Origin of the sequence: Sphingobium sp. SA916 (assembly GCF_002894065.1) — a bacterium.
Taxonomy (GTDB): domain Bacteria; phylum Pseudomonadota; class Alphaproteobacteria; order Sphingomonadales; family Sphingomonadaceae; genus Sphingobium; species Sphingobium fuliginis.
In genome coordinates this window covers 1-18314 of sequence record NZ_LXYF01000079.1, presented here as the reverse complement: position 1 = coordinate 18314, position 18314 = coordinate 1, and the positions used below count along the sequence as shown (strand labels likewise).

17 protein-coding genes and 1 pseudogene are annotated in these 18314 nt (G+C 66.6%); 17 read left to right on the top strand and 1 reads right to left on the bottom strand.

The annotated features are described in order from the left end of the window. Positions 1 to 458 precede the first annotated feature (458 nt). The 11 genes from rpsM to guaA all read left to right on the top strand — a co-directional run bounded on the left by rpsM (position 459) and on the right by guaA (position 12268). The gene (gene rpsM / locus A8G00_RS21770) at positions 459 to 827 is read left to right on the top strand and encodes a 30S ribosomal protein S13 (protein ID WP_025552414.1); all 369 of its coding nucleotides are present in this window, start codon (positions 459 to 461) and stop codon (positions 825 to 827) included. A 100-nt stretch (positions 828 to 927) separates the two neighbouring features. Continuing rightward, positions 928 to 1317: a 30S ribosomal protein S11 gene (gene rpsK, locus A8G00_RS21765; protein WP_004208752.1), complete on the top strand. Its 390-nt coding sequence runs from the start codon at positions 928 to 930 to the stop codon at positions 1315 to 1317. Between the two features lie 122 nt (positions 1318 to 1439). Then, the gene (locus tag A8G00_RS21760; RefSeq protein ID WP_044661278.1) at positions 1440 to 2504 is read left to right on the top strand and encodes a DNA-directed RNA polymerase subunit alpha; all 1065 of its coding nucleotides are present in this window, start codon (positions 1440 to 1442) and stop codon (positions 2502 to 2504) included. A 182-nt stretch (positions 2505 to 2686) separates the two neighbouring features. Then, positions 2687 to 3112: a 50S ribosomal protein L17 gene (rplQ, locus tag A8G00_RS21755; protein WP_044661277.1), complete on the top strand. Its 426-nt coding sequence runs from the start codon at positions 2687 to 2689 to the stop codon at positions 3110 to 3112. Between the two features lie 230 nt (positions 3113 to 3342). After that, positions 3343 to 5508, top strand: coding sequence for a prolyl oligopeptidase family protein (locus A8G00_RS21750; protein ID WP_103001655.1), 2166 nt, complete (start codon positions 3343 to 3345; stop codon positions 5506 to 5508). Positions 5509 to 5643: 135 nt separating this feature from the next. Further along, positions 5644 to 6186 (top strand): hypothetical protein, encoded by a 543-nt coding sequence (locus A8G00_RS21745; RefSeq protein ID WP_103001654.1) that lies wholly within the window; start codon positions 5644 to 5646, stop codon positions 6184 to 6186. A 91-nt stretch (positions 6187 to 6277) separates the two neighbouring features. Then, positions 6278 to 6877 (top strand): YqiJ family protein, encoded by a 600-nt coding sequence (locus A8G00_RS21740; protein WP_048577397.1) that lies wholly within the window; start codon positions 6278 to 6280, stop codon positions 6875 to 6877. Positions 6878 to 6886: 9 nt separating this feature from the next. Next, on the top strand, positions 6887 to 8602 hold the full coding sequence (locus A8G00_RS21735; protein WP_065847885.1) for a flotillin family protein: 1716 nt from the start codon (positions 6887 to 6889) through the stop codon (positions 8600 to 8602). An 18-nt stretch (positions 8603 to 8620) separates the two neighbouring features. Further along, entirely contained in the window at positions 8621 to 9268 is a 648-nt protein-coding gene (locus tag A8G00_RS21730; protein ID WP_103001653.1) for a YoaK family protein, read from the top strand. Positions 9269 to 9412: 144 nt separating this feature from the next. After that, positions 9413 to 10666, top strand: a complete 1254-nt coding sequence (locus A8G00_RS21725) for a TCR/Tet family MFS transporter (RefSeq protein ID WP_103001652.1) — start codon at positions 9413 to 9415, stop codon at positions 10664 to 10666. 42 nt (positions 10667 to 10708) lie between these two features. Then, positions 10709 to 12268, top strand: a complete 1560-nt coding sequence (gene guaA, locus A8G00_RS21720; protein ID WP_044661270.1) for a glutamine-hydrolyzing GMP synthase — start codon at positions 10709 to 10711, stop codon at positions 12266 to 12268. Positions 12269 to 12487: 219 nt separating this feature from the next. Here the strand turns inward: guaA and A8G00_RS21715 are convergent, their stop codons facing one another. Beyond that, a complete protein-coding gene (locus A8G00_RS21715; protein ID WP_044661269.1) occupies positions 12488 to 12748 on the bottom strand; it encodes a DUF6356 family protein in 261 nt (86 codons plus the stop codon). A gap of 103 nt (positions 12749 to 12851) precedes the next feature. Here A8G00_RS21715 and A8G00_RS21710 point away from each other — a divergent pair, with 103 nt between their 5' ends. The 6 genes and pseudogenes from A8G00_RS21710 to A8G00_RS21685 all read left to right on the top strand — a co-directional run. Then, a complete protein-coding gene (locus A8G00_RS21710; RefSeq protein WP_103001651.1) occupies positions 12852 to 14039 on the top strand; it encodes an aminotransferase in 1188 nt (395 codons plus the stop codon). A gap of 86 nt (positions 14040 to 14125) precedes the next feature. Further along, positions 14126 to 15559: a DNA recombination protein RmuC gene (locus A8G00_RS21705; protein WP_044661267.1), complete on the top strand. Its 1434-nt coding sequence runs from the start codon at positions 14126 to 14128 to the stop codon at positions 15557 to 15559. A gap of 190 nt (positions 15560 to 15749) precedes the next feature. Then, entirely contained in the window at positions 15750 to 16382 is a 633-nt protein-coding gene (locus A8G00_RS21700; RefSeq protein ID WP_301182322.1) for a nicotinate-nucleotide adenylyltransferase, read from the top strand. 12 nt (positions 16383 to 16394) lie between these two features. Beyond that, the gene (rsfS, locus tag A8G00_RS21695; RefSeq protein ID WP_044661265.1) at positions 16395 to 16784 is read left to right on the top strand and encodes a ribosome silencing factor; all 390 of its coding nucleotides are present in this window, start codon (positions 16395 to 16397) and stop codon (positions 16782 to 16784) included. A gap of 159 nt (positions 16785 to 16943) precedes the next feature. Continuing rightward, the gene (locus A8G00_RS21690; RefSeq protein WP_048577404.1) at positions 16944 to 17366 is read left to right on the top strand and encodes a 23S rRNA (pseudouridine(1915)-N(3))-methyltransferase RlmH; all 423 of its coding nucleotides are present in this window, start codon (positions 16944 to 16946) and stop codon (positions 17364 to 17366) included. A gap of 154 nt (positions 17367 to 17520) precedes the next feature. Then, positions 17521 to 18314, top strand: a pseudogene (locus A8G00_RS21685) (metalloendopeptidase); the annotation flags it as partial.

Sequence of the window (18314 nt, the reverse complement as noted above, 5' to 3'; positions counted from 1 at the left end):
CGGAGGGGGCGCGGGCTGGGCCGCGGGAGCCGGCCGGGGCGCAGGTGCGGGAACAGGCGCGCGCTGCTGGGGCGCGCCCACGCAGGAAGCCAGCAGGACGAAGGCGGCCGCCGGCATGGCGGAGGGCAGAGTGAAGCGCATCCCGCCTCCATGCCTTAGGCACGGGGATGGCATCAACTCGAAAAGGTCGGGACGACATGCCGGACCGGTCGAAAGAAAGGGCGGCGGAAGCGCCGGATTTCGCCGCTTTCGCGCCTGCCCGTCATTGACAGCCGGAGGCCGAATCGCTAAGGGCACCCCTTCCCGACACGCTGACGAGCGGCAGTGCAGTGGCACTGGCCGTCTTTTTTGCGTCTTGGGGCCTATCGAATCGGCTGTCGTCTCCTTAAGGACTTCAGCCCTGACGCTTTGAGATGGGGCGGCGCCAACCGCCCCGTGGAGCAGGAGTACAGAATACCATGGCACGTATTGCGGGTGTCAACATCCCGACCAACAAGCGCGTGATCATCGCGCTCACCTACATCCACGGCATCGGCCGCAAGACCGCCGTCGACATCGCCGACAAGCTGGGCATCGATCACAGCCGCCGCGTGCAGGACCTGTCCGACGCCGAAGTGCTGCAGATCCGCGAAGCCATCGACGCCGACCACACGGTCGAGGGCGACCTGCGCCGCGAAACCGCGATGAACATCAAGCGCCTGATGGACCTGGCCTGCTATCGCGGCCTGCGTCACCGCAAGGGCCTGCCGGTTCGCGGCCAGCGCACGCACACCAATGCGCGCACCCGCAAGGGCAAGGCGAAGCCGATTGCCGGCAAGAAGAAGTAAGAAATAGTCCGGGGGACTATTTCATCTTCTTCTCCGCCGGAGGCAGCCCTACCTGGGCGCAGCCTCCCGGAACACAAGATTTCAGTAGGATAGAGCAAAAATGGCACGCGAACCCCAGCGCATCAAGCGCCGCGAACGCAAGAACATCTCGGCCGGCGTCGCGCACGTCAACGCCAGCTTCAACAACACCATGGTGACCATCACCGACGCCCAGGGCAATGCGATCAGCTGGTCCTCGGCGGGCATGATGGGCTTCAAGGGCAGCCGCAAGTCGACGCCCTATGCCGCGCAGGTCTGCGCCGAAGACGCCGGCCGCAAGGCGGCCGAACATGGCGTGCGCACCCTGGAAGTCGAAGTGAAGGGTCCGGGCTCGGGCCGTGAATCGGCCCTGCGCGCGCTGCAGGCCGTCGGCTTCCACATCACCTCCATCCGCGACGTGACGCCGATCCCGCACAACGGCGTGCGTCCTTCCAAGCGCCGCCGCGTCTAACAACGACGCGCGGCTTGTCGGCGGGCGGCGGACGCGTCGCCCGCTCACCCATCTGCATCGGTCGGAACGTCCTGTCGGGTCAGGATTTTTGAACGTTTCGGCCTCATCCCCAGGGGAAATACATGACTGTCAACATGAAGAACTGGCAGGAATTGAAGAAGCCCAACAGCCTTGAGATCAAGGTCGCGGGCGACGGCAAGCGCAAGGCGACCTTCGTCGCCGAACCTCTGGAGCGCGGCTTCGGCCTGACGCTTGGCAACGCGCTGCGCCGGGTTCTTCTGTCCTCGCTCCAGGGCGCGGCGGTCACCTCGATCAAGATCGAGAACGTCCTCCACGAATTCTCCTCGCTCGCGGGCGTGCGTGAGGACGTCACGGACATCGTCCTCAACATCAAGCAGGTTGCGCTGAAAATGGAAGGCGACGGTCCACGCCGTCTCCAGCTTTCCGCCACCGGCCCCGCCGAAGTGCGCGCGGGCGACATCACCACCGTGGGCGACATCGAAGTGATGAACCCCGACCTGGTGATCTGCCACCTGGACCAGGGCGCGACGCTGAACATGGAACTGACCGCCGACGTCGGCAAGGGCTATGTCCCCGCCGTCGCCAACCGTCCGGCCGACGCCCCGATCGGCCTGATCCCGGTCGACGCGCTCTATTCGCCGGTGCGTCAGGTCGCGTACAAGGTCGACAACACCCGCGTCGGCCAGGAACTGGACTATGACAAGCTGTCGCTGACCGTCGAGACCGACGGCACCGTCACGCCGGAAGACGCGGTGGCCTATGCCGCCCGCATCCTGCAGGACCAGCTCCAGCTGTTCGTCCACTTCGAGGACGCGCTGCCCGTCGCCGCTCCGGCCGCCGGCGCCGCTGCCGGTGGTTCGGCCAGCGAGGGCGAGAGCGACGCGAACCAGATCAACCGCTACCTGCTCAAGAAGGTGGACGAGCTGGAACTGTCGGTCCGCAGCGCCAACTGCCTCAAGAACGACAACATCATCTATATCGGCGATCTGGTCCAGAAGACCGAGGCCGAGATGCTGCGCACCCCCAATTTCGGCCGCAAGTCGCTGAACGAGATCAAGGAAGTGCTGTCGTCCATGGGCCTGCGCCTGGGCATGGACATCCCCGGCTGGCCGCCGGAGAATATCGAGGAAATGGCCAAGAAGCTCGAACAGGAGCTGCTGGGCTGATCCGCCTTCCCTCCGGTTCGTCCGGAGGGATGCTGGACACCGGAAAGCACGGATTCGCGTCCGCTTTGAACGGTGTGAACTTCGCCCCTTTTTAAGGGGCAGGGCAAAGGGGCGGCGGCCCTGAAACGCCGCCTGGTCTGGGGTACCTGAAACGGCCCCTTAACGAACGGAAGGAAAGACATATGCGTCACAAGGTTGGTCATCGTAAGCTGCAGCGCAGCGCCGGGCATCGCAACTCGCTGCTCCGCAACCTCGCCGCCTCGCTCATCAAGCATGAGCAGATCCTGACGACCACGCCCAAGGCGAAGGAACTGCGTCCCTATGTCGAGAAGCTGATCACCCTCGCCAAGAAGGGTGGCCTGTCGAACCGTCGTCTGGCCCATGCCCGCCTGCAGGACGACGCGCAGCTCACCAAGCTGTTCGACGTTCTGGCCGAGCGCTACAAGGACCGCAATGGCGGCTACACCCGCGTGATCAAGGCCGGCATCCGCGCTTCGGACGCGGCGCCGATCGCGATCATCGAACTGGTGGACCGCGACGTCGACGCCAAGGGTCAGGATTCCGGTCCGGTCCAGGGTGCGGACGCCGACGAGCTGGAAGCGGCGTGATCCGCTGACGGCTCGCGCAAGCGGGCAGATGAAGAGGGCCGCGGCTTCCGGAAGGGGGCGCGGCCCTTTTTCTTTTTTGGGGCGTGGATATGCGGGACGTCGAGCCATTCGGTTGGCCCCCACCCCCTGCCATCCCCTGAAGGGCGGGGAGATAGGAAATATTCTTTGTTTTCTTGCCTTTCCGCGCCATGAGACGCCAGAGAATGGGAATGGGATTTCGGGGGGATCGGATGCGCGCCTTTGGCTGCTTTGCTTTGGCGGCGCTGTTGTTCGCGGCGCTCCCCGCGCAGGCGGAGCCGGATGCGGCGGTCGCTGGCGCTTCAGGACTGCGCTATCCCGCCGCCAAAAGGCTGGACCTGGTGGAGGATCATTTCGGGGTCAAGGTGACCGATCCCTATCGCTGGCTGGAAAACGACCTGCGCAGCGATCCCGCCGTCCGCGACTGGGTCGGACAGGAAAACCGCCTCACGCGCCGCCATATCGACGGGCTGCCGGGTCGCGAGGCGCTCAAGAAACGCATGCAGGCGCTGTTCGCCCATGGCCGCTACACCATCCCGCGCAAGGCGGGCGGGCGCTATTTCTACGGCTATAACAAGGGGCTCCAGAACCAGACCCCGCTCTATGTGCGCGACGGCCTGAACGGTGCGCAGCGGCTGCTGATCGACCCGAATGACTGGGCGGAGGACGGGTCGGACGCGCTGGCGGAATGGGCGCCCTCCCCCGACGGCCGGTTCCTACTCTATGCCGTGCAGGAGGCCGGGAGCGACTGGCGCACGCTGAAGGTTCTGGACGTCGCCACCGCCCGGCCGCTCGACGATGTCGTGCAATGGGTGAAATTCTCCCAGCTTGCCTGGGACGGGCAAGGACAGGGTTTCTTCTATTCGCGCTTCGCCGCGCCGCAGGAAGGCGGCGGCCTGCAATCCTCCACGGTGGGGCAGGAACTTCATTATCACCGCCTCGGCACGCCGCAGGCGCAGGATCAGCTTATCTACGCGACTCCGGACCAGCCGCGCCTCAGCCACACGGCGCAGGTGACGCAGGACGGGCGCTGGCTGGTCATCAGCAGCTTCCAGGGCACCGACCCCCGCCGCGAACTGCATCTGGCCGAACTGACCGGCGGCAAGGTGAAGGTCCGCCCGCTGGTGAAGGGCATGACCAACGACTGGCGGCTGATCGGCAGCCGCGGGCCGACGCTCTATTTCATCACCGACCAATATGCCCCGCATCTGCGCGTCGTCAGCATCGATGCCCGCTTTCCCCGGCGCGGCGCCAGGCAGGTGGTGGCGGAACGCATGGACACGCTGGCGGGCGGGTCGCTGGTCGGGGACCGGCTGATCCTGGCCTATCTGTCCGATGCGGAAAGCGTGGCGGAGCTGATCGACCTCAACGGGCGAAAGGTCAGCGACGTGCCGCTGCCCGGCCTGGGCACGGCGGCCGGTTTCGGCGGGCGCGACGGCGATCCGGAAACCTTCTTCAGCTTTTCGGGCTTCACCACGCCGTCGAGCATCTACCGCTTCGACACGGCGACGCTGCGTTACGAGCTGTTCGCGCGGCCGGAGCTGCCCTTCAATCCCGACGATTACGGCATAGAGCAGGTCAGCTATCCGTCGAAGGACGGCACGATGATCCCGATGACGGTGATCCGCAAGAAGGCGCTGGCCCTTTCCAAGGCGCCCGCGCCCACCATCCTGTACGGCTATGGCGGCTTCAACATCGCGCTGACGCCCGGCTATTCGGCGACGCGCATGGCGTGGCTGGAGCAGGGCGGCGTCTATGCCATCGCCAATCTGCGCGGCGGCGGCGAGTTCGGCAAGGCATGGCACGATGCGGGGCGGCTCGCCAACAAGCAGAATGTGTTCGACGATTTCATCGCGGCGGCCGAATATCTGAAGGCGAATGGCTATACGACGAAGGACGGCCTTGCCATCGAGGGGCGGTCCAATGGCGGGTTGCTGGTCGGCGCGGTGGTGAACCAGCGGCCCGATCTGTTCGCCGCCGCCCTGCCCGCCGTGGGCGTGATGGACATGCTGCGCTTCGACCGTTTCACCGCCGGCCGCTACTGGATCGACGACTATGGATCGCCCGACCGGGAGGAGGATTTCCGCCTGCTCTACGCCTATTCGCCCTATCACAACATCGCGAGCGGGAAGGACTATCCGGCGATCCTCGTCACCACGGGCGACACCGACGACCGGGTGGTGCCGGCGCACAGCTTCAAATATGCCGCGGCCTTGCAGGCGGCGGAGCTGGGGCCGAAGCCCCGCCTGATCCGGATCGACACCAAGGCCGGGCATGGGGCGGGCAAGCCCGTGGACAAGCTGATCGACGAATATGCCGACAGCTATGCCTTTGCGGCCTATTATACCGGGCTGAAACTGGACGCGCAGCCGCGATAGCCGGGCAGCAGGGCGGGCGCTTTCCGGTTCGGGAGGGATGCGTCCATGGCCGCCGGTGGCGGCGCATCCGCGTTCAGGCCTCCGACAGCCATGATCGCCTAGCCATCGGCAAATTTCGGCTGAGGGACGAGGGTCATGAACAAGATGAGGTGGATGACGGGATCGCTGATCGCGACGGCCCTGCTGGCGGGCGGCGTCGCGTCGGCACAGGCCTATCAGCCGCGGCAAGGCGCGCCGCAGGAACAGGATGACCTGTCGGACGAAGCGCAGCCGCCCGCCGACGACGCCGCCCCGGACGACCGAGCGAGCCCTACGCGCGCCGACGATGATTTTTCCGATGTCGTGGCGGCGGATCAGGACCATGCCGGCGCCCGATCCCCTGACAGCGACGGCGGGCGGGGCGATCTGGCCGAGGCGCCCGCCGATCGGGATAGCGAGGATGCGATCACCTATTGCGCCCTCGCCGCCCGCGACGAGGCCGAGCGGGAGGGCGGCTATGCCGAGGTGCGGCAGGTGCAGGAGCCCCGCGAGACCCGCAACGGCTATGATGTGGAGGGCGATGTCGAGGTCCGGTCCGGCTGGCGGGCGCAGGATGGACGGTCGCGCCACTTCACCTGTTCGGTGCAGAATGGCCGGATCGCGGACCTTTATTTCCGGCGGGATCGCGCCGCCCGATAGGCGCGCTCGCTCCGCCGCATCGCGGCCACGCTTTGCCCTATCCTGTTTTACGTCAATCCATTAGCATCGGCGCGAATCAGGGGAGTCAGGGGTGGCCGCGTTCCTTTTCGCGACCGAGAATGTCGTTTTCGTCTCAGCGATCGTCCTGATGCTGCTCATCGGGGCGGTGCAGGCCATCGGCATCGCGGGCGACTTCGATCTCGACATTGACGGCGATGCGGACCTGCTCGGCTGGCTGGGCGTCGGTCGCCTGCCGCTGTTGATGCTGCTGGCGATATTCCTGGCGCTGTTCGGCATGATCGGGCTGATCGGGCAGCATCTGCTGCTCGATCTGACCGGTGCGATGCTGCCGCCGTTGATCGCCGCACCCGCCGCCCTGATCGCCAGCCTGCCTGCGACCGGCCTTGCCGCGCGACGGCTCGCCCCCCTGCTTCCCCGCGACCAGAGCAGCGCCGTTCCGCTGGACGCACTGACCGGCAGCTTCGCCCGCATCGTCACCGGCGTCGCGCGCAGCGGCTCCCCTGCCCGCGCCCGCGTCGAGGATGCCTATGGCCAGGCGCATTATGTCATGGTCGAACCCGACAATGCCGGCCAGACGCTGGAAGAGGGCGAAACCATCCTGCTGGTCCGCCGGGAGGACCATGTCTTCCGCGCCATATCGCATGGCGACCATTATCTTCCCCGCCTTTAGGAGTTTCCCATGAATCTGCCCGCCGTGCAGGAGAGCTTTTCGCTCATGCCCTATCTGATCATCTCCGGGACCGGGCTTCTCCTCCTGATCGTGCTCGGCGTCGTGCTGGCGCGGCTCTACAAGCGGGCGTCGAAGGAGATCGGCTTCGTGCGGACCGGCTTCGGCGGGGAGAAGGTGGTGATGAACGGCGGCGCGCTGGTGCTGCCGATCTTCCATGAAACGATGCCGGTGAACATGAATACGGTGCGGCTGGCCGTGGAGCGCAAGAACAGCGACGCGCTGATCACGCTGGACCGCCTGCGCATCGATGTGAAGGCGGAATTCTACGTCCGCGTGAAGCCCGACGCGCAGTCCATCGCCACCGCCGCGCAGACGCTGGGCGCGCGGACGATGAATCCGGAGGCGTTGAAGGAACTGGTCGAGGGCAAGTTCGTCGATGCGCTGCGTTCCGTCGCTGCGGGGATGACGATGAACCAGTTGCATGAGCAGCGCAGCGAGTTCGTGCAGAAGGTGCAGCAGGTGTCTTCCGTGGATCTCGCCATGAACGGGCTGGAGCTGGAGAGCGTGTCGCTGACCGGGCTGGACCAGACGTCGATCGAGCATTTCAACGCCAACAACGCCTTCGACGCCGAGGGGCTGACCAAGCTGACCGAGCAGATCGAACTGCGCAAAAAGTCGCGCAACGACATCGAGCAGGAAACCCGCGTCCAGATCGAGACCAAGAATCTGGAGGCGGAGCGCCAGTCGCTGCTGATCGCCCGCGACACCGAATTCGCCCGGCTGGAGCAGGAGCGGGAGGTCGAGATGCGCCGCGCCGTTCAGGCGGCGGAGGTCGCCCGCGAACAGTCGCTGCGCCAACAGGAGGCCGACCAGGCGCGGATCGAGGCGAAGAAGCTGGTCGACAGCCAGCAGATCGAGGCTGACCGCGCCGTGCAGCAGGCCCGCATCGCGCAGGAACAGGCGCTCGAACTCGCCCGGCAGGAACAGCAGATCGCGGTGCAGAACAAGAGCCGCGAGGAAAGCCAGGCCAAGGCGCAGGCCGACGAGGCGCGCGCCAAGGCGGTGGCCGCCGAGGAGCAGGTCCAGACGTCGCGCCAGACGGAGATTGCCGAACGGACCAAGCGCATCGAACTGATCGACGCGGCGCGGGAGGCGGAGCGCGCCGCCATCCAGGTGCGGGTCGAGGCGGAAGCGGAGAAGCAGGCCGCGGCGGACCGTGCCGAAGCGCTGCGCCTGGCGGCGGAGGGCGAGGCCGAAGCCGCCAAGCTGCGCGCCGAGGCGGACCGGGTGCGTTTCGAGGTCGAGGCGGCGGGTCAGCGCGCGGTCAATGAGGCGGCGAACATCCTGTCGTCGGACCAGATGTCGCTGCAGACGAAGATGGCGCTGCTCAAGGTGCTGCCCGATCTGGTGCGGGAGGCGGCGAAGCCGATGGAAGCGATCGATTCGATCAGGATCGTGCAGGTCGACGGCATCACCGGATCGCATTCGGATGGCGCGGCGGTGATCGGCGGCGGCGAGCAGAACCTGGCCAATGCCGCGGTGTCCGCCGCCCTGCGTTACCGGGCGCAGGCGCCGGTGATCGATGGCCTGATGAAGGAATTGGGGTTGGATGGCGCAAGCCTCGATTCGCTGGTGAAGGGCGCTGTGGAGCCTGCCGCGGCCTCATTCGCGCCGGTCGTCGTCGAACCTGTGGACGGCGCGCGCAAGGCACCGCCGCAGGCCTGATGGTGCGAGGGCCAGCGCATGCGCGGATATGATGCTTCCCGCCACATGCTGGCCATCGGACTGGCGGCGCAGGCGGGGTTCATCGATGCGCTGGGATTCCTGAAGCTGGGCGGGCTGTTCGTTTCCTTCATGAGCGGCAATTCCACCCGGCTGGGCGTGGGGCTGGCCAAGGGCGCGGCGGTCGCCGGGATGGCGGCGGGACTGGTCGGGGCCTTTGTCGGCGGCGTGCTGGCCGGTGCGCTGGTCGCGCGCCGGGCGGGCCGCTGGCGCAAGCAGGCAGTGCTGGGCCTTGCGACCGCGCTGCTGTTCTGCGCCGCGTTGCTGGCCCTGCCGGACCGGCCGGGTTCCGGGCTGACGCTGCTGATGGCGGCGGCGATGGGCGCGGTGAACAACGTCTTCCAGCGCGACGGCGAAGTCAGCATCGGCGTCACCTATATGACCGGCGCGCTGGTGAAGCTGGGCCAGCAACTGGCGGTGGCGCTGACCGGCGGGCCGCGATGGAACTGGCTGCCCTATCTGCTGCTGTGGCTGGGGCTGGTGGCGGGCGCGGTGGCGGGGGGTGGCCTCTTCGCGCTGATTGGCCTGCATGCGCTGTGGGTCGCCCTGGCCTTTTCCGGGCTGTTGCTGCTGTGGAGCGGCCGCCTGGGACCGTTGGACTTGGCATGACCGGACGCAGCGCCTAGAGCCCTTTGCAAGCAGAAGGAATCATCTGCCGGCTCGAAAAACGCGGTAGACATCAGGCTGTGGCATTCGATCCGATGCAGTCGGCTCGGAACAAGCTCTGTCCGGATCGACACCCAGGAGTCCATCATGTCACCGCGCCCATCCCATCGCCGCAAGGCCGCGATCGCCTTCATATTGGTGACGGCGCTGCTCGACGTGATGTCGATGGGGATCGTCATCCCGGTGCTGCCGCAACTGGTCGAGACGCTGTCGGGTTCCGGCAGGGCGGCGGGGATGTGGAACGGGCTGTTCGTCGCGCTGTGGGCCGGGATGCAGTTCCTCTGTTCGCCGGTCATCGGATCGCTGTCCGACCGGTTCGGGCGGCGGCCAGTGATCCTGGTCTCGGTCGCGGGACTCGCGCTCGATTTCCTGCTGATGGCGATCGCGCCCAATCTGTGGTGGCTGGCGGTGGGGCGGATGCTGGGGGGCGTGACGTCGTCCAGCTTCACCTCCACCTTCGCCTATATGGCCGACATCACCCCGCCCGAAGAGCGGGCGCGGGGTTATGGGCTGATCGGGGCGGCGTTCAGCGGCGGCTTCGTCGCCGGGCCGCTGCTGGGCGGGGTGCTGGGGGAGATTTCGCTGCGCGCGCCCTTCTGGGCGGCGGCGGGGCTGTCGGGGCTGGCCTTTTTCTACGGGCTGTTCGTGCTGCCGGAATCGCTGGCCACCGACAAGCGGATGGATTTTTCGTGGAGGCGGGCCAATCCGTTCGGGGCGCTGCGGCTGCTGCGGTCGCATCCCGAGCTGTCGAGCCTGGCGGTGGTCAATTTCCTGCTTTATTTCGCGCATCACCTCTTCTCCGCCGTGTTCGTGCTTTATGCGGGGGACCGCTATGGCTGGGGGGCGTGGCAGGTGGGGACGCTGCTGGCGCTGGTAGGCCTGATGGACATGGGCGTGCAGGGAATATTGGTCGGGCCGGTGGTGAAGCGGCTGGGCGACCGCACGACCATGGTGATCGGACTTGGCTTCGGCGCGGTCGGGATTTTCGCGATGGGGATGGCCCCGACCGGCTGGCTGTTCGTCGCGGCGATGTTCCCCAACGCGCTCTGGGGCCTTGCCATGCCGACCATCCAGTCGCTGATGACGCAGCGCGTGTCGGAATCCGAACAGGGCCAGTTGCAGGGCGCGAACAACAGTGTCGGGTCGATCGCGGGCATCGTGTCGCCGCTGTTCTTCGGCACGGTCTATTCCCTGTCGGTGGGCGCGAAGCCGCTGCTGCCCTTCATCGGCAGCGCCTTCCTGATCGCCGCGGCGGTGCTGGCGGGCGGGGCCGTGCTGGGATGGGCGGCGGGACGGCGCGGGGACGCGGCTTCGCTGGACAAGGGGGCGCAAGCGCACTAACCGGGCGCGAATCCCTTCCTCTGGACATATAAAGGCGATTCGATGACGCTGCCCCTTCAGGATTCCATCCTTATCGTGGATTTCGGCAGCCAGGTGACGCAGCTCATCGCCCGGCGGGTGCGCGAGGCGGGCGTCTATTCCGAGATCGCGCCGTTCAACAGCGCCGCCGAAGCCTTCGAACGGCTGAAACCCAAGGGCATCATCCTTTCCGGCGGCCCCTCCTCCGTCATGTGGGAGGACAGCCCCCGCGCGCCCCAGCATTTTTTCGAGGCGGGCATTCCGATCCTGGGCATATGCTACGGCCAGCAGACGATGATGCAGCAGCTTGGCGGCCATGTCGAAGGCGGCGAGAGCGGCGAGTTCGGCCGCGCCTTCATCGAGGTGAAGAAGGGCTGCGCGCTGTTCGACGGCCTCTGGACGGAGGGCGAGCGCCATCAGGTGTGGATGAGCCATGGCGACAAGGTGACGCGGCTCGCCCCCGGTTTCGAGGTGGTGGCGGTCAGCGAGGGCGCGCCCTATGCGATCACGGCGAATGAGGAGAAGCGTTTCTACGCGACGCAATTCCACCCTGAGGTCGTGCATACGCCGGATGGCGCGAAGCTGCTCGCCAATTTTGTGCGCCATGTCTGCGGCCTCAAGGGCGACTGGACCATGGCGGAATTCCGCGCGACCAAGATCGCGGATATCCGGGCGCAGGTGGGCGAAGGCCGGGTGATCTGCGGTCTGTCCGGCGGCGTCGACAGCGCCGTCGCGGCGGTGCTGATCCATGAGGCGATCGGCGATCAGTTGACCTGCGTGTTCGTCGACCATGGCCTGATGCGGCTGGGCGAGGCGGAGCAGGTGGTGAGCCTGTTCCGCGAGCATTATGGCATCAAGCTGGTCCATGTGAATGCCGAGGAACGCTTCCTGGGCGGGCTGGCGGGCCTGACCGACCCCGAGAAGAAGCGGAAATTCATCGGCGGCGAGTTCATCGCCGTGTTCGAGGAGGAAGCGAAGAAGATCGGCGGGGCGGACTTCCTGGCGCAGGGGACGCTTTATCCGGACGTGATCGAGTCCGTGTCCTTCACCGGCGGGCCTTCGGTGACGATCAAGTCGCACCATAATGTCGGCGGCCTGCCCGAGCGCATGAACATGAAGCTGGTCGAGCCGCTGCGCGAACTGTTCAAGGATGAGGTGCGCGTGCTGGGCCGCGAACTGGGGCTGCCGGAGATTTTCGTCGGGCGGCATCCTTTCCCCGGTCCCGGCCTCGCCATCCGCATTCCGGGCGAAGTGTCGAAGGAGCGCTGCGACATTCTGCGCAAGGCCGACGCCATCTATCTGGAGGAAATCCGGAGCGCCGGGCTGTACGATGCGATCTGGCAGGCCTTCGCCGTGCTGCTGCCCGTCCGCACCGTGGGCGTAATGGGCGATCACCGCACCTATGACAGCGTGTGCGCCCTGCGGGCGGTGACGTCGACCGACGGCATGACGGCGGACATCTATCCCTTCGACGCCGCCTTCCTGAGCCGGGTGGCGACGCGGATCATCAATGAGGTGAAGGGCATCAACCGGGTGGTTTACGACTACACCTCTAAGCCGCCGGGGACGATCGAATGGGAGTAAAGCCGGAAAAGCGAATGTCCGGGGGACATTCGCCGGCTTTACTTGGCGCCGTGCGGCGCCGGAGCGGTTGCAGAGCGCCGGGGAAATAGATGCAACTGCGCCTGCGAAGGGCGGAGCCAGTCCAAGCGCGCCGTTTTAGCGCATCGTCAGGACTGGGCTCCCGCCTTCGCAGGAGCGCGTTGCCCTATAAGCGAAGCCGCGCCCTGCCGGCCGCCTTCTTCAAATCTCATATTCCGGGCGCCATTTCGGGTTGAGATAAGCGGGTTCGGGAAGGTCCGGCTGGCGTTGGCGCATTTCATCGTACAGCCGCTTCACCGTTGCGCTGCCGGTGCGGGTGAAGAAAGCCGGGACCAGCCCGTGGATCATGCAGGCAAGCCCCGCCCGCACCATCAGGAAGCCGAAGCGCGTCGCCACCTCCAAATGCTCGCCATAGCTTTCATTGACCTCTCTGGGATGCTTCAGGAACAGGCGGTCGATCATGTCTGCTCGCTCATGGCCATGGGAAAGCGGCATCCTAATGCATAAGCGGGCCGAAGCAGAGGGCCGATTGCACGGAACTTGACCCCCCACCCCGAAAACCGGCATGTCCACCGGCATGAGCGAACGCGATCCTCTCGGCCATCCCGTCTATCGGGACATGCCCACCACCATCTTCGAGAAAATGTCCGGCCGCGCGCGGGAGACCGGTGCGATCAACCTGGGGCAGGGCTTTCCCGACGCCCAGGGGCCGGAGGAGATACTTCGCGCCGCCGCCGACGCGCTGCTGACCCGGTCCAACCAATATCCGCCCATGGCGGGCCTTGCCGAACTGCGCGAGGCGGTGGCGGCGCATTATGCGCGGCATCAGGGGCTGGACCTGTCGCCGCAGGAGGTGATCGTCACCTCCGGCGCGACGGAGGCGATCGCGGCCAGCCTGCTGGCGCTGGTCCGGCCCGGCGACGAGGTGCTGGTGCTGGCGCCGCTCTACGACGCCTATCTGCCGCTGATCGAGCGGGCGGGCGGGGTGGCGCGGGTGCTGCGGCTCACCCCGCCCGAATGGCGGATCGGGCGGCAGGCGCTGGCGGCGGCGGTCACGCCAAAAACCCGGTTCCTGCTGATGAACAATCCGGTGAACCCGACGGGCATCGCCCTGCGCGAAGAGGAACTGGCGCTGCTGGCCGAAATTTGCGTGGAAAACGACCTGATCGCCATTTGCGACGAGGTGTGGGAGCATATCGCCTATGACGGCATCGCCCACAAGCCGCTGATCGGCTTTCCCGGCATGCGGGATCGGACGGTGAAGATCGGGTCGGCGGGCAAGATCTTCTCCGTCACCGGATGGAAGGTCGGATGGATGTGCGCCGCCCCGCCGCTGGCGACGCTGCTTGCCCGCGCGCATCAGTTCATCACCTTCACCACCCCGCCCCATCTGCAATGGGCGGTGGCCGAGGGGCTGGCCAAGCCGGAACGCTGGTTCGACGCGATGCGCGCCGCCTATCAGGCTTCGCGCGATCGCCTCGTCGCGGGGCTGCGCGGGGCAGGCTATATCGTCAATCCCAGCGCGGCGACATGGTTCGTGACCGTCGACCTGCCCGCTTCCGGCATCGACATGGACGACGTCGCCTTTTGCGAGCGGATCATCGATGAAGCGGGCGTGGCGGCGATCCCGATTTCCGCCTTCTATCCCGCAGAGCCGGTGACGCATCTCGTCCGCCTGTGCTTTTCCAAGGCGGACGAAATATTGGACGAGGCGGTGGCGCGGCTGGCGGCTTTCCGAGCGTCCCTGACCTGAAACGCCTGGCCGGCGGATGCCGCATGCCGCTTGCGGCGGTGACGTCATGCGGCTAGGTTCACCTTTCGTTCTGTAAAGGGGCATATATGGACAGCCTGGCCGCTATTCTCATCATTGTCGCTCTGGTCGCGGGGCTGGCGATCGGCTGGCTGGCGCGGGGCCGGTCCGTGGCGCCGCTGCTGACGGAAAAGGCCGATCTGGCGGGCAAGCTGGACATGGCGGCGGCCCAGCGCAACGCCGCGATCCAGGAACTGGTGGTGGCGCAGGAGCGCGCGGCGCAGGCGGCGGATCTGGCGCAGAAGCTGGAGGCGGAGCGCGCGGCGCGCGAAGCGGCGGCGCGGGAACTGGCGGCCTTGCGATCCGACACGCAGGCGCGGGCGGAAGCCTTCGAAGCGCAGATCGCGGCGCTCAAGGATGCGAAGGAGCAGCTTTCGGCCCAGTTCAGCGAAATTGGCGGCAAGCTGCTGCACCAAGCGCAGAGCCATTTCCTGGAACGCGCCGACCAGCGCATGATGCAGGCCCATGAGAAGAGTGAGGCGCAGCTGAGGCAATTGCTGCATCCGGTCAACGAGACGATCCAGCGTTACGACCAGAAGATCACCCAGATCGAGCAGCAGCGGACGGAAGCCTATGGCATACTGCGCGGCGAGATCGAATCGATGAAGTCGGGGCAGGAGGCGGTGCGGGCCGAAGCGCAGCGGCTGGTCGATTCGCTGCGCCATGCGCCCAAGGCGCGGGGCCGCTGGGGCGAGCAGCAATTGCGCAATGTCCTGGAGACATGCGGCCTTTCCGAGCATGTGGATTTCCGGACCGAGGTGAGCGTGGAGGGCGAGGACGGCCGGCTGCGCCCCGACGCGATCCTGCGCGTGCCGGGCGGGCGAGCGCTGGTGATTGACGCCAAGGTGTCGTTGAATGCCTATCAGGACGCCTATGGCGCGGAGGGCGAGGAGGAGAGGAAGCGGCTCCTGTCCGCCCATGCGGCTGCGATGCGCGCGCATGTCGAGACGCTGGGGCGGAAAAGCTATGCCGACCAGTTCGACGAGGCGCCCGATTATGTGATCATGTTCGTGCCCGGCGAACATTTCCTCTCCGCCGCGCTGGAGCATGATCCGCAGCTTTGGGACCATGCCTTCGGGAAGCGGGTGCTGCTGGCCACGCCGACCAATCTCATCGCCATTGCCCGGACCGTCGCGGCGGTTTGGCGGCAGGAGAAAATGGCGGATGAGGCCAAGCGGATCGGCATGCTGGGCAAGGAGCTTTACGAGCGGCTGGCCGGAGCGGCGGCGTCGCTCAAGAAGCTGGGCAACCGGCTGAACGGGGCCGTTGCGGATTATAACAGCTTCGTCGGCAGCTTCGAGGGTCGCGTGCTGGTGACGGGCCGCAAGCTGCGCGACCTGAATATCGAGACGGGGGGCAAGGAACTGGAAGAACTGGAGCCCGTGGAGGCGCTGGTTCGCGAACCGTCCTCGGCTGAGGCCGTGCGGGCTTTGCCGGAGGCGCTGCCGGATGCGGCGGAGTAGATTTCCTGCGCATGAGGTTAGGAGGCTAATTATTTTGGGGTGAAGCGGGATTCGGGAACCGGGCTGCTGCCGTCTCAGGAGCGTGGATCGGAGGAGACCTGTTTGTCGCTCGATCTATCTATTAGCGGGCTAAGCATCATGCCCGCTCGGCAGGAAATTTGCTCCCGGCCCCGCCAACTGGCATGGGCGAATCATGAAACGCATCGGCCTTCTCGGCGGCTCCTTCAATCCGGCGCATGACGGGCATCGGGATATTTCCCGGTTCGCGATCCACGCCTTGCGGCTGGATGAAGTCTGGTGGCTGGTTTCGCCGGGCAATCCGCTGAAGCCCCGGGCCGGCATGGCGCCCCTCCCCGCCCGTCTCGCCCGGGCCCGAAAAGTCGCGCGGCGCAACCTCATCCGGCCCACGGCCATAGAAACGCAGCTTCGCACCCGCTACACCATCGACACGGTGAAGGCCTTGCGAAGGCGCTATCCGCGCCACCGGTTCCTTTGGCTGATGGGGGCGGACAATCTCGCGCAATTCGGCCAGTGGAAGGACTGGCGCGGCATAGCCCGGATTATGCCCATTGCCGTGATCGCCCGGCCCGGCTATGATGAGGCCGCCCGTGGCTCACCGGCCATGGGCTGGCTGCGGCGCTTCGTCCGGCCCGCACGCCAGAGTGCAGCATGGACGGATTGGAGACCGCCGGCGCTTGTGCTTCTGCGCTTTCGCCCTGATCCAAGATCGGCGACCCTGCTGCGGCAGGCAGACCCCCTCTGGCATCGCGAATATGAACACAAACGCGTGCGCGACCCGCTCACGCGCCGGTTGATTGTCTAGAATGGAGCATCTTTGACCAGACCGCATCCCGCCAACGACACGGCTCATAATGCCGACAGCGTTGCCGCCCTGCATGACCTTGTCTTGAAGTCGCTTGACGACGACCAGGCGCAGGAAACCATCTCCATCCCCCTTGAAGGCAAGAGCAGCATCGCCGATCACATGGTGATCGCCAGCGGGCGTTCGTCCCGTCAGGTGGCGTCGATGGCGCAGAAGCTGGCTGAGCGGATCAAGCAGGCGACCGGGCGCTCCGCCCGCATAGAGGGCCTGCCCGTGGCCGATTGGGTGTTGATCGATGCCGGCGACGTGATCGTCCATCTGTTCCGGCCGGAGGTGCGCAGCTTCTACAATCTGGAGCGGATGTGGGGCTTCGTCGACGCGCCGGTGGCGGGAACCGCCTGACCCGCCGCTTCGACAAGCGCGTCCCGCGTTGTTAGAGCGCGCTGCGTTCCATCGGGCGCAGGTCGCGCGCTATAAGTTTTCGTCGTCGCATCATTAAGCGGAAACCGGTTCCCACTTTTCTGCACGATTTTTCTGCACGATGCTCTAAGGGGGCAGACCATGCTCCTCCACATCATCGCGCGCGGAAAGATCGGGCGCTCGCCCGAGGCGGAACTGGTCGACCGTTATGCGAAGCGGCTGACCATGCCGTTCAGGATCACCGAACTGCCCGATCGGGGCGGCAAGCTGCCGCCGGCCCCGCCGGGCACCGTCACCGTCATGCTGGACGAAAAGGGCCGGCAGCTCAGTTCCATCGATTTCGCCCGCCGCATCGAGGGGTGGCGCGATTCCGGCAGGCGCGAATGCCGCTTCCTGATCGGCGCGGCGGACGGCTTCGACGATGCGGATCGGGACAATGCGGACCTGCTGATCGCCTTTGGCGCGATGACATGGCCCCATATGATGGCCCGCGCCATGCTCGCCGAGCAATTGTGGCGGGCCTGCTCGATCCTGGCCGGGCATCCCTATCATCGCGAAGGGTAGGGTCTGAAGTTTCCCCTGCTCTGAACAGGGAGTGCAAGAGCCGGGTTCCTGCCTGCGCAGTAACCTGTGGGAATGGAGGTTCTTTCATTCGGCCGGAACACAGCCTAGTCAGGGACGGTCGGCGCCGAACCGCGGAACCGGCAGGGGGTTTTGGTTGAAACGGACGGCGATCATCGCGGCCTTTCTTGCCGGCGCGGCAGCGCTCGCCGGATCGCGCCTGACAGCCGCCGAGGGGCAGGCCATCATCCTGACCGGCACTGGCGGCACCAGCCTCAGCGAGGAACAGGCCGCCCTGAAGGCCGCGCGCCGCCAGTCGGAGGAAGCGCGGTCGCGCTCCGAACGGCTGGAACAGCAGGCCGCCGCCGCCCGCAACGAAGCCGACCAGGCCCGCCGCCGCGCCGCCGCCATGGCCGCCCGCATCCAACAGGCGGAGGCGGACATACAGGCCGCGCAGGCCCGCATCGCCATCGTCGCCCGGCTCCAGCGCGCACAGGCCGTTCGCCTGGCCGCCAGGCAGGAGCCGGTCGTCCGCCTGACCGCCGCCTTGCAGATGATGGCGCAGCGGCCGCTGGCGCTGGCGCTGGTCCAACCGGGATCGATCGACGACGCCATCCATATGCGCGCCGTGCTGGGACAGGTGCTGCCCGTCATCCGGGAGCGGACCGCCGGCCTGCGCGCGGAACTGGAGCGCAGCCGCGCCCTGCGCGCGACGGCCGAGCAGGCGGCGGATTCGCTTGCGCAAAGCCAGCGGGACCTGAAGCAGCGGCAGGCGGCCCTGCAAAGGCTGGAAATGCAAAAGCGGCTGGCAGCGCAGGATTACAGGGCCAATGCCGATCTGGAAAGCGACCGCGCGCTTGCCCTTGGCGAGCGGGCGCGCGACATCGTCGACCTGATGGACAGGCTGGAGGAGGCGGGCGACCTGCGCGACCGGCTGGCTGCCCTGCCCGG